The organism is Pseudomonas sp. WS 5079 (assembly GCF_012985465.1).
Lineage (GTDB): Bacteria > Pseudomonadota > Gammaproteobacteria > Pseudomonadales > Pseudomonadaceae > Aquipseudomonas.
Genome location: NZ_JAAQWN010000001.1, coordinates 704,527 through 719,410, shown reverse-complemented (window position 1 = coordinate 719,410; position 14,884 = coordinate 704,527). Strand labels below are relative to the sequence as shown.

Genomic DNA, 14,884 nt, shown 5'->3' with positions numbered 1-14,884 from the left:
CGGAAGAACATTAAACCCATGAACAGTCCTGTTTCCCTTGCCCGGTTGAGCGACATCCAAGCCTTCGAGCAACAATACCCGTTGGCCGAGCGCGACTTGCCTGGCAGTACCTATGAGTTGTTGCAGCGTGCCGCCGAACGCTTTGCCGATCTGCCAGCCTTGTGTTTTCTACCGACGGGCAGCATCGAGGATCAGCCCTGGCGCATCAGCTATGCCGAGCTTTTTGCCAAGGTCACACAAGCCGCCAACGCCTTGCATCGTCTGGGCTTGCGCCCGGGCCAGGCGGTATCTTTCCTGCTGCCTAACCTGCCCCAGACGCACTTTGTGATTTGGGGTGCAGAGGCGGCGGGGATCGTCAATGCGATCAACCCGTTGCTTGAGCCTGAGCACATTGCAGAGCTGATCCGTGCTTCCAATACCTCGGTGCTGGTCACACTGGCACCGTTCCCCGGTACCGACCTATGGCAGAAAGTGGCGGCCCTGGCAGACTTTTTGCCACAGATGCCCACGATTGTGACGGTCGACCTCGCCAACCTGTTGCCGGAGCCGCAACGCAGCGCTGTAAGAGCCCAGCGGCCACCGATGCCCGCAGGCGTCCTGGACTTCGATGAACTGCTAGCCGCCGCCCCGGCCGATCACCTGGAAAGCGGGCGGGTTATCCAGCCGGACGATATCGCCTCCTACTTTCACACGGGCGGCACCACTGGCACCCCGAAACTGGCCCCCCACAGCCACTTCAACGAAGTGGCGATGGCCAAGATCATTGGCTTGCATGGGCGCTATGTACCGGACGACGTGCTGCTATGCGGGTTACCGCTGTTTCACGTCAACGGGGTGATGGTCACCGGTCTCGCCGCATTCCATTACGGAGCCCAGGTGTTGCTGGCCGGGCCCCAGGGTTACCGTAACCCGGCCTTGATCAAGGACTTCTGGAAGCTGGTGGAGCGCTACCGGGTCAGCAGTTTCAGTGGGGTGCCCACCATTTATGCGGCACTGCTGCAGATCCCAAATGACGGTGTCGATGTTTCCAGCCTGCGCTTTGCGCTCTGCGGTGCAGCGCCAATGCCGGTGGAACTGATCCGCCAGTTCGAAGCCCGCACGGGGCTGCGCATCATCGAAGGTTATGGCTTGACCGAAGGCACCTGCGCCACGGCCTGCAACCCTTATGAGGGCGAGCGCCGGCCCGGTTCCATTGGCCTGCGCCTGCCGTATTGCCAGGTCAAGATCGTGGTGCTCGACAGCGCCGGCAACTATTGGCGTGACGCCGCGACCGATGAGCCGGGGACCCTGTGCCTGCGCGGCCCGACGGTGTTCAAGGGCTATCTGCAAGCGGACAAGAACGCAGGTATCTGGCTGGATGGTGACTGGTTCAATACCGGCGACCTGGGGCGCATCGATGCCGATGGCTATATCTGGCTGACCGGTCGCAGCAAGGATTTGATTATTCGCGGTGGCCATAATATCGACCCGCAGATGATCGAAGAGGCGCTGCATCGCCATCCGTGCGTAGCGCTGGCCGCCGCAGTCGGCAAGCCGGATATCAGGGCCGGGGAACTGCCGGTGGTGTATGTGCAGCTCAAGGCCGGCGAGCACGCTAGCGAGGCCCAGTTGCTGGAGCACGCCACACAGCACATTCATGAACGTGCGGCGGTGCCCAAGAACATCTGGTTGGTGGAGCAGATTCCGCTGACCGCCGTGGGCAAGACCTTCAAGCCCGCTTTGCGCCTGGATGCGATCCGGCGGGTGTTCGAAGATGAGGTGTGGCAGGTCGCGGCGGCAAGTCGGGTGGAAGCCCACAGTGACGAGCGCCACGGGCAGCGCGTGGATATTCATGTGCCAAACCTTAGCGCGATCCAGCGCGAGCAATTGGATCAGCGCCTGGGCGGGTTTGCCGTGCGTTATGTGGTGCATTGCGCATAGGGCGGTTTTCGGGCTGTTCGAAGCGCAAAAGTTGTCTATCGTCTATGGGCAGGCAGTCGCGCACCTGCGTGTGCGTCGTGTGGTTTTCGGTGCGGGTTGTTAGGGCGCCCTGGCGCCTGGAGCGCTATGGAAAAGCTCAACGTTGGCCCCAAGTCGTCGCTGGAAGGCAAGGTTTCCAATCTCTCTACCGCACGGGCTTATCTGCTCGCCTGTTCACTGCTGCTACTGGCCATGTTTTTGTTGGTCGGGGTGCTGCTGGTGTCCATCGCCGATCATCTGAATCAGGATGCCAGCGAGCACAGCCGGATCGATATCGAAAACGCCTTGCTGTCGGTTGAGCGCATCGCCGCCTCTACGGTCAAGGACTACGCGTTTTGGGGGGACGCCTACACACACCTGCATCAGCAGGTGGATGTGGATTGGGCGTTTGGGCGGCAAAACCTGGGTTCGACGCTGTTTGCCGACCTGGGTTTCGAGGGGGTGTTTGTTGTCGATCCAGCCGGGCGCACGGTGTATTCGGTGGTTGACGGCCAGTTGCAGGCCGTTGCCGTGCAGGATTGGCTGCACATACCCATCGAGCCCCTGCTGGCCCAGGCCCGGCAGGCTGCCGCCAACAGCCAATCGGTGACCCGGCTGGTAAAGGCCGACGGGACACCTGCGGTGTTGGCCGCCGCAGCGCTGACGCCGGGCACCGATCCGAGCGTGAAGGCCGATAGCGGCCCGGCCTCTGTGCTGATCTTCATTGCCAAGCTGGCGCCGCAACGCTTGGCCGCATTGGGCCAGGACTTTGGTGTACAGGGTCTGCAGGTTGCCCCGGCTGGCAGGGTAGCGGCGGGCGCACCGAGCCTGAGCCTGCGGGACAACGCCGGCGTTGTGCAATGGACCTCGGACGACCCGGGGCACCAGTTGCTGGTGCTGGTCGTGCCGCTGGTCACGGTCGCCGGCCTGATCTTCGCCCTGATGGCCTGGGTTATCCAGCGCCGCAGCACCGCCGCCGCGCGGATCATGGACAGTAACTACGCCACCCTGCAAGCCAGTCGCGCGGCGCTGGTGGTCAGCGAGGAGCGCTTTCGCGATGTGGCCGAAGCGGCTTCCGACTGGATCTGGGAAGTGGATACCCACTTGCGGTTTACCTACCTGTCGGAGCGTTTCGACGTGATCACCGGCCTCAAAGGGGCCAACTGCCTGGGGACGGCGGCGGATGAGCTGCTGGCCTCGGATCAGGGCCTGTTGTCCAGCTGGTTCAAGGACCACGCCCATCGCCCGAATGCCATCGTGCAGTGCAACTACCTGTCGGGTGAAGGCGAGCCGCGTATCTGCCGGTTGTCGGTGCGCGAGATCCCCGGCCAGGGCTATCGGGGCACCGCCAGTGACATCACCGAAGAGGTCGAGGCCCGGCGGCGTATCGAGTACCTGTCGCAACACGATGCCTTGACGGGCCTGGCCAACCGTACGCGCATGCAGGAATTTCTCGAGGGCAAGCTCAAGGCGGTGCCGACCCTGGAAAGGCCGTTGGTGATGCTCAGTATCGACCTTGACCGCTTCAAGCCGGTCAATGACCTGCTGGGCCACGCCGCTGGCGATGAGGTGCTTAACCAGGTGTCCCGGCGCTTGCAGGGCTGCCTGCGCGGTGACGACCTGGTGGCGCGCATTGGGGGCGATGAATTTATGTTGGTGGTGGCGGGCATGAGTTCGCAGTTGGAGGTGGAAGGCCTCTGCCGGCGGCTGATCGACTGTATCGAGCTACCGTTTCATATCACCGAGCATGAAGTGTTTATCAGCGCCAGCATCGGCATTGCCATGGCGCCGGCGGATGCGACCCTGGCCGAAGAGCTGCTGCGCTACGCCGATATCGCGCTCTACGAAGCCAAGGAAAGCGGGCGCAATACCTGGCGTTTTTATGCGGGCGACATGAACGCACGCATTATCGAGCGGCGCCAGCTGGAAGCCGATCTGCGCCATGCGATCAAGAACGGCGAACTGCGCCTGGATTTCCAGCCGCGCTACCGTATCGAAGGCAAGCGCCTGGCCGGCGCCGAGGCCTTGGTGCGCTGGCAGCATCCGCGGCGCGGGCTGCTGGGCCCTGATGTGTTTATTCCTATCGCCGAAGAAACCGGGCTGATCCTGCCATTGAGCAACTGGGTGCTGCACGCGGCCTGCCAGGCAGCCGCTGGCTGGCCTGACGATGTGATGATCTCGGTCAACCTGTCCTCCACCGAGTTCCAGCGCGGGCACTTGGTGGCGCGGGTCAAGGCGGTGCTGATGGAGACGGGCTTGAGCCCGGCGCGACTGGAGTTGGAGTTGACCGAAAGTGTGATGCTCAACGACGAAAAGGTCGCCTTGAGCACCATGCAAGGCCTCAAGGCCCTGGGTGTGCGCCTGCTGATGGACGACTTTGGCACCGGCTATTCGTCGTTGAGCTATCTGCGTTCATTCCCCTTCGACGGGCTGAAGATCGACCGCAGCTTTGTTGGTGGCCTGACCGCCAGCGGTGGCGATCAATCGATCATCCAGGCGATTGTCGGCCTGGGCCGCGCGCTCTCGCTGACGGTGACCGCCGAAGGCGTGGAAACCATCGACCAGCTCAAGGCACTGAAGGATGTGCAGTGCGATGAGGCGCAGGGTTTTTACCTCAGCGTGCCGGTGAATGCCCAGGCAATCAGTGCGTTGATCACCGGCCGCACTGACTAGCAGCCCCTTGCCCTGCTTGCACTGACCGCATATAGATAATATGTTAACAATATAACTATAAACGGTCTGTGGGAGGGGGTATGCCTGCCTTGTTGAACCCTTGCGTTGAGTTCGCCAACTGGAATCGTGACTTGCGTGCGGTATGCGGCAATTTCAGCACCGCACGTTCAGATCGACACAGTCTGTTCATTGGCAGCGTCCACGGCCAGGACGTGTGTGGCCTGGAGTTGGCGCATATCCGCACCAATGCCGGGCTGATCAGCCGCCAGCACACCCACGGCGATGGGGACGATGACCGCCACTGTTTTCTGATCCTGCAGGGCAGCGGCCATCAGCGCATCCGCCAGCAGCACCGGGTAATCGATCTGGGGCCGGACGATATCGCCCTGGTGGACTCGGCCCAGGCCTTCGAGATCGAGCCCCAGGGGCTGGTGCAAAATACCTCGGTGCATCTGTCGCGCGCCGAGGTCGCCCGGCAATTCGGCCAGCAGCGGCTGTTTGGCAAGCTGGCGCGAAATAGCGTCGCCACCCATACGATTCGTGCACTGGTGCGCTCCCTGGAGGACGCGCAACTGAGTGAAGGTTATGGCGGCGAGAACGATGGCTCGGCCGTAGAGCAGGCCTTGATCGGCCTGGCGGCTGCCGGCCTGGACGAGCGCGCCGAGGGCCAGCCGGGCTTTGCCTGTGTGGGCCATAACGATATTTATGGCCTGGCCACGCGCCTGGTGGAAGCCTCCCTGCAAGAGACCGACCTTGGCCCCGAATACCTGGCGCGGCACCTGAATGTCTCGGTGCGCCAGCTTTACCGGTTGTTCGAGCAGCGCCATGAAAGTATTGCGCGCTACATCCAGCAACGCCGCCTGGAGCGGGTGGCACAGGACCTGCGCGCCCGCGATTTGCGACATGAATCCATCACCCAGATCGCCTTCAAGTGGGGGTTTGTCGACGCCGCGCATTTCAGTCGGGCGTTCAAGCGGCATTTCCAACATGCGCCCCGGGACTTTCGCCAGCAGCCGGCATAGGCAGCGCCTTGGCAGGGAATGCCAAGGGCTTTGGCAGCCTCAGTCAAGTGGGCGGGCGTGGCAGGCCCTCTAATAGAGTGGCCAGATCCGATTAATGTTGGAGAACAATAACAATGAAAATACGCAGCCTGCGCCTAGGCATGCCTTTGCTGGCGACCGCGTTCGCCACCCTGGCCCTGGCCGGCCCGGCCCAGGTCGATGGGCCGCGCATCATCGCCGCCGACCGTGAGCCTGGTAACTGGATGAGCCACGGCCGCACCTACGATGAGCAACGCTACAGCCCGTTGGACCGCGTGAATGCCGGTAATGTCGGGCAGTTGGGCATGGCCTGGACCACCAAGCTGGATATCGACAGCGGCACCGAGGCCACGCCGCTGGTGGTCGACGGGGTGATGTACACCACTGGGGCCTTCAGCATCGTTTATGCGATCAATGCCGCCACCGGCGAGTTGCTGTGGAAATACGATCCGAAAGTACCCGCCGAAAACCTCAGCCAAGGCTGCTGCGGCCCGGTCAATCGCGGCGTGGCAGTGTGGCAGGGCAAGGTCTATGTGGGCAGTTTCGATGGGCGCCTGATTGCGCTGGATGCGGGCACTGGCCAGCCGGTGTGGAGCGTCGACACCATCATCGATCGCAGCAAAAGCTACTCCATCACCGGCGCGCCGCGCATCGTCAAGGGCAAGGTATTGATCGGCAACGGCGGCGCCGAATTCGGTGTGCGCGGCTACGTCACCGCCTACGACGCCGATACCGGCAAGCAAGTGTGGCGCTTCTACACTGTGCCGGGCGACCCCAAGCTGCCAGCAGAAAATGCGGCGATGGCCAAGGCCATGAGCACCTGGGATGGCGACGGTTGGGTCAAGTGGGGCGGTGGTGGCACAGTCTGGGACTCGATGGCCTACGACCCGCAACTGGACCTGCTCTACGTGGGGACTGGCAATGGCTCGCCGTGGAACTATCGGTTTCGCAGCAATGGCAAGGGCGACAACCTGTATGTGTCGTCGATCCTGGCGCTGCGCCCGGATACCGGCGAGTACGTCTGGCACTATCAGGTCACCCCGCAGGACCAGTGGGACTTTACCGCGACCCAGCACATGATCCTCGCCGATATCCAGATTGAGGGCAGCGTGCGCAAGGTGATCATGCAGGCGCCGAAAAACGGCTTCTTCTATGTCCTGGATCGCACCAACGGCAAACTGCTGTCGGCGAAGAACTTCGTGCCCGTGAATTGGGCCAGTGGCATCGACCTGCAAACCGGGCGGCCGATCCTTACCGGCGCAGCGGACTATTCCAAGGAGCCGAAGGTGGTGCAGCCGAGTTTCCTCGGCGGGCACAATTGGCACCCCATGTCCTACAGTCCGAAGACCGGCTACGTGTACATTCCGGCGCAGTACACCCTGGCCGAATTGAAGGCGGCCAAGGCCCCGCAGTTCTTGCCGAATAAATCGGTGGTCAACTTTGGCCTGGATGTGCCGGACCTGCCGGAAGACCCGAAAGCCCTCAACCAGATCCGTGATGCCTGGAGCGGTGAGCTGATCGCCTGGGATCCGGTCAAGCAAGAAGCTGCCTGGAAGCAACCCTACGTCAGCGCCGGCAACGGCGGCACCCTCGCCACGGCTGGCAACCTGGTGTTCCAGGGCACGGCCGATGGGCGGGTGGTGGCCTACCGCGCCGATACCGGCAATCCACTGTGGGAGCACCGGGCCAACTCCGGCGTGATGGCGGGGCCGGTTACCTATACGGTCAATGGCGAGCAGTACGTGGCGTTTTCCGTGGGTTGGGGCGGGATCCTGCCGCTGTTGACCGGTCCGCTGACCAACAAGGGCAAAGTGCGGGCCGAGTCGCGGGTGATTGCCTTCAAACTGGGTGCCACAGGCCAGCTGCCACCGCCCAAGGCCGCGCCAGTACTGCCGACTACCCGCCAGGTACTCACGGCGACACCGGCGCAACTGGCCCAGGCCCGTGACATGTTCAACGGGCTGTGCGCCGGCTGCCATGGCCTGAACGCGATCAGCGGCGGGGTGGTGCCAGACCTGCGCTACCTGGATGACAACAAGCATGCGGCATTTCCAGCCTTTGTCAGCGGCGCGTTGATCAATAAAGGCATGCCGAACTTCTCCGACATTTTGCAGCGCGAAGACATGGAGTTGCTGCGCCAATACCTGGTCAAGCGTACCCAGGATCTGCAGGCCGATCTCAGCGCCGCTCACTGATCCCGTTTATCTCATGTGTGCCAGGCGACGCCTTTGGGCGGCGCCATGGCCGAGTGTTGCCTCCAATAACAATAACGGTACTTGCCATGAAAACACTTAGCATCCTGACCCTGCTCTTGAGCCTGGTTCCCTTGGCCCACGCCGACGTCAAGCCGGACCCCGGCGACTACACGGCCTTGCCCCAAGGCACCGATGTGGTGGTGCTGTACCAGCAGAACCCGCGGGGTGACAAGGTTTACTCCGGCGGCAAGAAAGTCGCCGACAACCTTGACCTGGACATGACCGTGGGCGTGTTGCGCCTGATCCACTTCACCGAGTTCTTCAACACCGGCCTGACCTGGGACCCGCAGATCGTCATTCCCTTCGGCTACCAGAAGATCGGCGCCAGCGACAGCAAGAACTCGGGGTTGGGCGACATCACGTTTGGCGGCACGGTGTGGACCATCGCGGACCTGGCCAATAACGAACACCTGGGTTGGTCGGCGTTTGTCACCGCGCCCACGGGCAGCGACAAGAACCAGGGATTTGCCCTGAGCAGCAACCGTTGGGCCCTGGATTTCCAGGTGGGCTACATCAAGGGGCTGACCGACAAAATCACCTGGGATGTGATTGCCGAGACCGAGTTCTACGGCGAGCAGCGCGCCACCGATGCCAAGAAGGACCCGCTGCTGCAACTGCACAACCACCTGCGCTACAACTTCACCCCCGAGACATATGCGGCTGTGTCCTATCGCCACAATTGGGGCGCACGCGAGACGCTGGACCATCAAACCCTGGCCACCAGCCGCAGCAATGGCACGCTGGGCTTTACCGTGGCCACGATGTTGGGCAAGCAAGTACAGGTATTAGGGCAATTGATGCATGACACATCGGTGCGCGAAGGGGTGAAGATCGATAATTCGCTGCAGTTTCGCCTGGCGTATTTCTACTGAAACCGGGGCCTTATTGTTGGGAGAGGATGCTCTCAAGCAACCCTGGAAATCGCTCAGCCAACACATCGGCCCGCAACGAGTTCATATGGGTGGTGCCCACGCTGCGCGTATGCACCAGCCCGGCGTCACGCAAAACCCGGAAGTGGTGAGACATGCTGGACTTCGGCCGCCCGCCGTCCAGCTCGCCGCAACTGGCTTCTTCCACCCCGGCCAGGCAGCGCACGATGTCCAGGCGCACAGGGTCACTCAGCGCGTAGAGCAGGCGTTCAAGGGTCAGGTCTTCGGGGGAGGGGTGTTTAAAGGCTCGCATGAAGCGAATGATAACAGGGCTGGCATTGATTACCATAGTTCGATTAAGATCGAACTATCGAATCAAACGTTACTCTCGTTTCAGGAGTTTTTCATGTCTGCATTATTCGAACCCTTCACGCTCAAAGACGTTACGTTGCGCAATCGCATCGCCATTCCGCCAATGTGCCAATACATGGCCGAAGACGGCCTGGTCAACGACTGGCATCACGTCCACCTTGCCGGTTTGGCCCGGGGCGGCGCTGGCCTGGTGGTGGTCGAGGCGACCGCCGTGGCCCCTGAAGGTCGGATCACTCCAGGTTGCGCGGGGATCTGGAGCGATGCCCATGCCCAAGCCTTTGTGCCCATGGTGCAAGCGATCAAGGCGGCAGGCTCGGTGCCCGGTATCCAGATCGCCCACGCCGGGCGCAAGGCCAGCGCCAACCGCCCATGGGAAGGTGACGACCATATCCCCGCAGACGACGCCCGTGGCTGGCAAACCCTGGCACCTTCGGCCATCGCGTTTGGTGCCAACCTGCCGAAAGTCCCCCAGGCCATGACCCTGGAAGACATCGCCCGGGTACAGCAAGACTTCGTCGATGCCGCACGCCGTGCCCGTGACGCTGGCTTTGAGTGGATCGAACTGCATTTCGCCCACGGTTACCTGGGCCAGAGCTTCTTTTCCGAGCACTCCAACCAGCGCACCGATGCCTACGGCGGCAGCCTCGACAACCGCAGCCGCTTCATGCTGGAAACCCTGGCGGCCGTGCGTGCAGTCTGGCCGGAAAACCTGCCGTTGACCGCGCGTTTCGGGGTTATCGAATATGACGGGCGCGACGAACAGACCCTGGAAGAATCCATTCAATTGGCCCGTCGTTTCAAAGATGGCGGCCTGGATCTGTTGAGCGTCAGCGTTGGCTTCACCATCCCCGACACCAATATCCCCTGGGGCCCGGCGTTCATGGGCCCAATCGCCGAGCGCGTGCGCCGCGAAGCCGATCTGCCGGTCACCTCGGCGTGGGGTTTTGGTACGCCGCAGTTGGCCGAAGGAGCGCTACAGGCTGGTCATCTGGACCTGGTCTCCGTGGGCCGTGCACACCTGGCCGACCCACACTGGGCGTACTTTGCCGCCAAGGAATTGGGGGTGGACAAGGCCTCCTGGACCCTGCCGGCGCCTTACGCGCATTGGCTTGAGCGCTATCGCTAAGCTGTAGGAGCTGGCTTGCCGGCGATGGTCGTCAACGATATCACTGGGCACCAGGATGAATGCGGTGCCTGGTTTTTTTCGCCGGCAAGCCAGCTCCTACAATAACTACGGTTTCAAATTTCGCATTGACGCGAAGGATGTCGCTAGCCGGCGGTAAATCAGATCATCGTCCAGATCGATATCTCCATCGCCGTCGGCATCTTTTCGACTTGTGGCGATAATGCTGCGGTAACTCCAATATTGATCTGGATTTGCCGCGGTCACGGTAAAGTCAGGCCGGGTAAGGTCTCGGTTGCCTTTATTAAAGTGCATGATGTTGACATCTTTTACATTGCTGCCATCAAAGGCAATCAAGATACGGTCAAACAGTCGCTTGCCCTCATGGAATGGGCTCAATGTGACCATCTGCGTTACAAAGTTGGCGGCATTTATGTAATAGCTTCTATCCTCGTCGTCATGTTTTCCGTCGCCATCTGCATCATTGGTCCCGCCAACCGCGTCGTACTGCCAGTTGTCATTACTCGAATAGATCACTACGCGGGCATTGGGGGCATCCAAGTTATAATTGCCTTCGTCATAGCGAGACATTACAACTTCAGGGTTGCCAGCACCGTCCATATCTCTGAATTCATAAAGTTGTTTGTGGTTCATCTCAGCACCCAATCTTTTAAGTAACTGTCGATGCCAAGCTAAGGCTGGTGTGCCTTAAACGTCTACTGTCATATTTCACAGGTGTCTGCTTATCCAGTGACCTTTCATGACGGCCATGAAAAGTACAATCTTCCATCCGGAACGTGCATTTTGCGCTGCGACCAAGCGCCACATACTGGTCGCGTCGTTACGAACGTTCCCGGTTGTTTTAAGCCTCCTGTCCCGTGAGCGGGGTGCAGGCTGGCCAGGAATGGGGATATCCAATAATAAAGAGAGCACCCATGAAAAAGCCAAATCCTCTGCTGGAAGACCTCAAGTCGGTCTTGCCCACCATTGCTGCCAATGCCTTCACCGCCGAGCATGATCGGAGCGTGCCTGCCGAGAACATCGCGTTGCTCAAGGGGATCGGCATGCATCGCGCGTTTTTGCCAAAAAAATACGGTGGCATGGAAATTTCACTGCCGCAGTTTGCCCAGTGCATCGCGCTGTTGGCCGGCGCTTGCGCGAGCACCGCGTGGGCGATGAGCCTGCTGTGTACTCACAGCCATCAGATGGCAATGTTTGCGGCAAAGTTGCAGGACGAGGTCTGGGGCACAGACCCCGACGCAACCGCCAGCAGCAGTATCGCGCCGTTCGGTCGTACCGAAGAAGTGCAAGGTGGCGTGACCTTCAGCGGCGAGATGGGCTGGAGTTCGGGGTGTGACCATGCCGAGTGGGCGATCATGGGCTTTCGTCGCAAAAATGCCCAAGGCACCCAGGATTATTGCTTCGCCGTGCTGCCGCGCAGTGACTACACGATTCGTGACGACTGGTTTGCCGTGGGCATGCGTGGCAGCGGCAGCAAGACCTTGATCGTCGACCAGGCCTTCGTCCCCGAGCACCGTATCCAGAAGGCCAGGGACATGATGGAAGGCCAGTCGGCCGGCTTTGGCCTGTACCCCGACAGCAGGATTTTCTTCGCCCCGTACCGTCCGTATTTTGCCAGCGGCTTCTCTACCGTCAGCCTGGGGATCGCCGAGCGCATGCTCGAGGTGTTCCGCGAAAAAACCAAAAACCGTGTGCGTGCCTACACGGGTGCGGCGGTCGGCGCAGCGACCCCTGCACTGATGCGCCTGGCCGAGTCTACCCACCAGGTGGCCGCTGCCCGGGCGTTGCTGGAAAAGAGCTGGGAGGAGATCGCCGAGCACAGCGAACGCCACGAGTACCCGAGTCGCGGCACCCTGGCGTTCTGGCGGACCAACCAGGGCTACGCCACCAAAATGTGCATCCAGGCGGTGGACCGGTTGATGGAGGCGGCAGGCGGTGGCGCCTGGTTTGAATCCAACGAGTTGCAACGGTTGTTCCGCGACGCTCATCTCACCGGGGCGCATGCCTATACCGACTACGACGTTTGCGCACAGATCCTGGGGCGTGAACTGATGGGCCTGGAGCCGGACCCGACAATGGTCTGACCGACCACTCTTTACCTATAAGAACAATCAGGGCAGGGCCATCGGCCTGCCCGGGAGTCTTGCATGTCTATTGAAAATCCAAGCAGCGCATTCGATACCCGCGCGTTTCGCCGCGCCCTGGGCAATTTCGCCACCGGTGTCACGGTGGTTACGGCGGCTGATGCCAGCGGGCGCAAAGTCGGTGTGACCGCCAACAGCTTCAACTCGGTGTCCCTGGACCCGCCGCTGATCCTGTGGAGCATCGATAAACGCTCGACCAGCCACGAAGTGTTCGAGACTGCCAGCCACTTTGCGGTGAACGTGCTGGCCGCCGATCAGATCGACTTGTCCAACAACTTCGCCCGGCCCAAGGAGGATCGCTTTGCCGAAGTCGAGTACCAGGCCGGCGAGGGCGGCGCGCCGATTCTGGCTGACTGCTCGGCACGCTTTGAGTGTGAGAAGTACCAGCAGGTAGACGGGGGTGACCACTGGATCATGATTGGCAAAGTGGTCGCGTTCGACGACTGTGGTCGCTCGCCCCTGCTGTATCACCAGGGCGCCTATTCCATGGTGCTGCCGCACACCCGCATGACCAAGCGCGAGGAAGGCCAGGCACCGAGCAGTCATTTCCAGGGCCGCCTGAGCCATAACCTTTACTACCTGATGACCCAGGCACTGCGGGCCTATCAGGCCAGCTACCAACCGCGCCAACTGAGCACCGGCCTGCGCACCAGTGAGGCGCGGATGCTGATGGTGCTGGAGAACGACGCTGGCCTGAGCCTGGCCCAGTTGCAGCGCGAAGTGGCAATGCCGGCACGCGAGATCGAAGAGGCGGTGAACAACCTCAAGCGCAAGGCGTTGGTACGCGACGATCAGGAGCGGGTCAAACTCACCCCCAAGGGCATCGACGAAACCGAGTCGCTGTGGACCATCGCCCGCGAGCAGCAGGACCAGGTCTTCAGCCAATTCAGCGATGAGCAGTTGGAGACCTTCAAGACGGTGCTCAAGGCGGTGATCCAGCACTGATTGCTCAGTCCAGGTGCTGGAAATGCTTGACGATAAAGTCGATAAACACGCGGGTCTTGGCCGGCAGGTGGCGTCGTGAGGGATAGACCAGGTTGATTTCCAGGCGGGGCAGGTGCCAGTCGCACAAGACCGGCACCAGGCGCCCGGCGACGATATCGTCGTGTATCACGTAGGTAGGCTGTGCGAGGATGCCCAGGCCTTGCAGCGCCAAGGAGCGCAACAGATAACCGTCGTTGGACTCCAGCGCAGGAGTGACGGGTACGGTGATGGTCTGGTCGTTGCGCTGGAAAGTCAGCTCGTAGGGATCGCTGGCATAGGTGTAGAGCAACAGTGGGTGGTCAGCCAGGGCCTGTGGGTGTTCCGGGTGGCCGCAGCGCTCGAGGTAGTCTGGCGCTGCGGCCAGCAGGCGACGGGTGTCGGTCAGGCGGCGGATCACCAGGCTGGAGTCGGGCTCGCTGTCACGGGTGCGCAGGGCGACGTCGATGTTGTCGTCGATGATGTCGTGGTAGCGGTTCTCGGCCACGATATCCAGGCGCACATCCGGATATTGCGCCTTGAACCTGGGCACCAGCGGCAGGATGTGTTGCAGGCACAGGGACAAGGACGCGGTCACGCGCAACACCCCGGCCGGATGGTTTTTGCTTGCGCTGACCGCCTCGGTCGCACCTTGCATCGCCGTGAGGGCCGCCTTGGACTGGGTATAGAACGCCTGGCCGACTTCGGTGACGAACAGGCGCCGGGTACTGCGTTCTATCAGCCGCACGCCCAGGCGATTCTCCAAGGCCGCCAGGTGCCGGCTGGCGGCGGCACTGGACAGGTCCAGGGCGTCGGCGGCCTTGGTCACGCTGCCCAGTTCCACGACCTTTACAAACAACTCATATTCGGTCCAGCGATCCATCAGCATTGCTCCGCTGCGCGCAAGTGTGTTTTCCATCTACAGAGTTTTTCGGGTGTGTGGTGCCGGTTAACCTTTTTTTGCCCCAGGCAGTCTAGCCGTTGGGTGCAGGGAAAAACTTGATCGGAGTCGAAATGAGCAAGAATCTGGATACAGTGAAGAAGTACTTCAAGTATTGCGTCGATGGGAAGGATGTTGAGCGTGTCGCGCAGTTTTTTGCCGATGATGTGGTGGTTCATCGCCCCGATTGCCCGGCGCCTATCATCGGTGTCGAACCTTTCAAACAGGCCTTGCGCCTGAACGTCACCGAGCGCTACGACTCGATCGTGACCACCTTCCAGAAAGAGGTCGTGGCCGGCGATGTGGTGGTGGTAGCGCTGATGCATCACGCCAAGGGCTCGAACACCTGGCATGGCTTTGATGTGAGCGGCAAGGACTTGGCCTGGAGCGCGCTGACCTATTTTCGCTTCAATGCCCAAGGCAAGGTGGTCGAGGAAATCGTCGAGCGCAATGAGCTGTTCATGGCCAGGCAGCTCGGCATTTTTACCAACGGCGCCTAGCACTTTGCGCGGGGCTGCCGGGCCCCGCGCAAGCGCGCTGATTGTCACG

The 14,884-nt window shown here is 61.3% G+C and carries 12 protein-coding genes; 9 read left to right on the top strand and 3 right to left on the bottom strand.

Features of this window, described 5'->3' with window-relative positions:
* Positions 1-18 precede the first annotated feature (18 nt).
* The 5 genes from HBO05_RS03085 (at position 19) to HBO05_RS03065 (ending at position 8,778) form a co-directional block, all read left to right on the top strand.
* Complete coding sequence (locus HBO05_RS03085; protein WP_172311619.1) at positions 19-1,920, top strand: acyl-CoA synthetase; 1,902 nt, start codon at positions 19-21, stop codon at positions 1,918-1,920.
* A 126-nt stretch (positions 1,921-2,046) separates the two neighbouring features.
* Positions 2,047-4,611 (top strand): EAL domain-containing protein, encoded by a 2,565-nt coding sequence (locus HBO05_RS03080; protein WP_172311617.1) that lies wholly within the window; start codon positions 2,047-2,049, stop codon positions 4,609-4,611.
* 80 nt (positions 4,612-4,691) lie between these two features.
* Positions 4,692-5,633, top strand: a complete 942-nt coding sequence (gene feaR / locus HBO05_RS03075) for a transcriptional regulator FeaR (protein ID WP_169953010.1) — start codon at positions 4,692-4,694, stop codon at positions 5,631-5,633.
* 113 nt (positions 5,634-5,746) lie between these two features.
* A complete protein-coding gene (locus HBO05_RS03070; RefSeq protein WP_172311615.1) occupies positions 5,747-7,846 on the top strand; it encodes a PQQ-dependent dehydrogenase, methanol/ethanol family in 2,100 nt (699 codons plus the stop codon).
* A gap of 86 nt (positions 7,847-7,932) precedes the next feature.
* Positions 7,933-8,778 carry a transporter gene (locus HBO05_RS03065; RefSeq protein ID WP_169953013.1) on the top strand — a complete coding sequence of 282 codons (846 nt, stop codon included), beginning with the start codon at positions 7,933-7,935 and terminating at the stop codon, positions 8,776-8,778.
* A gap of 10 nt (positions 8,779-8,788) precedes the next feature.
* Here HBO05_RS03065 and HBO05_RS03060 read toward each other — a convergent pair whose 3' ends face one another.
* Positions 8,789-9,124 carry a helix-turn-helix domain-containing protein gene (locus tag HBO05_RS03060; protein ID WP_169953015.1) on the bottom strand — a complete coding sequence of 112 codons (336 nt, stop codon included), beginning with the start codon at positions 9,122-9,124 and terminating at the stop codon, positions 8,789-8,791.
* 57 nt (positions 9,125-9,181) lie between these two features.
* Here HBO05_RS03060 and HBO05_RS03055 point away from each other — a divergent pair, with 57 nt between their 5' ends.
* Positions 9,182-10,273: an NADH:flavin oxidoreductase/NADH oxidase gene (locus HBO05_RS03055; RefSeq protein WP_172311613.1), complete on the top strand. Its 1,092-nt coding sequence runs from the start codon at positions 9,182-9,184 to the stop codon at positions 10,271-10,273.
* Between the two features lie 105 nt (positions 10,274-10,378).
* Here HBO05_RS03055 and HBO05_RS03050 read toward each other — a convergent pair whose 3' ends face one another.
* Positions 10,379-10,924 (bottom strand): hypothetical protein, encoded by a 546-nt coding sequence (locus HBO05_RS03050; protein WP_169953021.1) that lies wholly within the window; start codon positions 10,922-10,924, stop codon positions 10,379-10,381.
* A 281-nt stretch (positions 10,925-11,205) separates the two neighbouring features.
* On the opposite strand from HBO05_RS03050, the gene HBO05_RS03045 reads away from it, so the two are divergent.
* Together HBO05_RS03045 and HBO05_RS03040 are read left to right on the top strand one after the other, a co-directional pair.
* A complete protein-coding gene (locus tag HBO05_RS03045) occupies positions 11,206-12,375 on the top strand; it encodes a p-hydroxyphenylacetate 3-hydroxylase oxygenase component (RefSeq protein WP_172311611.1) in 1,170 nt (389 codons plus the stop codon).
* A gap of 63 nt (positions 12,376-12,438) precedes the next feature.
* Positions 12,439-13,380 (top strand): p-hydroxyphenylacetate 3-hydroxylase reductase component, encoded by a 942-nt coding sequence (locus HBO05_RS03040; RefSeq protein ID WP_169953026.1) that lies wholly within the window; start codon positions 12,439-12,441, stop codon positions 13,378-13,380.
* Positions 13,381-13,384: 4 nt separating this feature from the next.
* Here HBO05_RS03040 and HBO05_RS03035 read toward each other — a convergent pair whose 3' ends face one another.
* Positions 13,385-14,278 carry a LysR family transcriptional regulator gene (locus HBO05_RS03035; protein WP_169953029.1) on the bottom strand — a complete coding sequence of 298 codons (894 nt, stop codon included), beginning with the start codon at positions 14,276-14,278 and terminating at the stop codon, positions 13,385-13,387.
* Positions 14,279-14,409: 131 nt separating this feature from the next.
* Here HBO05_RS03035 and HBO05_RS03030 point away from each other — a divergent pair, with 131 nt between their 5' ends.
* Positions 14,410-14,835 carry an ester cyclase gene (locus HBO05_RS03030; RefSeq protein WP_169953031.1) on the top strand — a complete coding sequence of 142 codons (426 nt, stop codon included), beginning with the start codon at positions 14,410-14,412 and terminating at the stop codon, positions 14,833-14,835.
* The last annotated feature ends 49 nt before the right edge of the window (positions 14,836-14,884 follow it).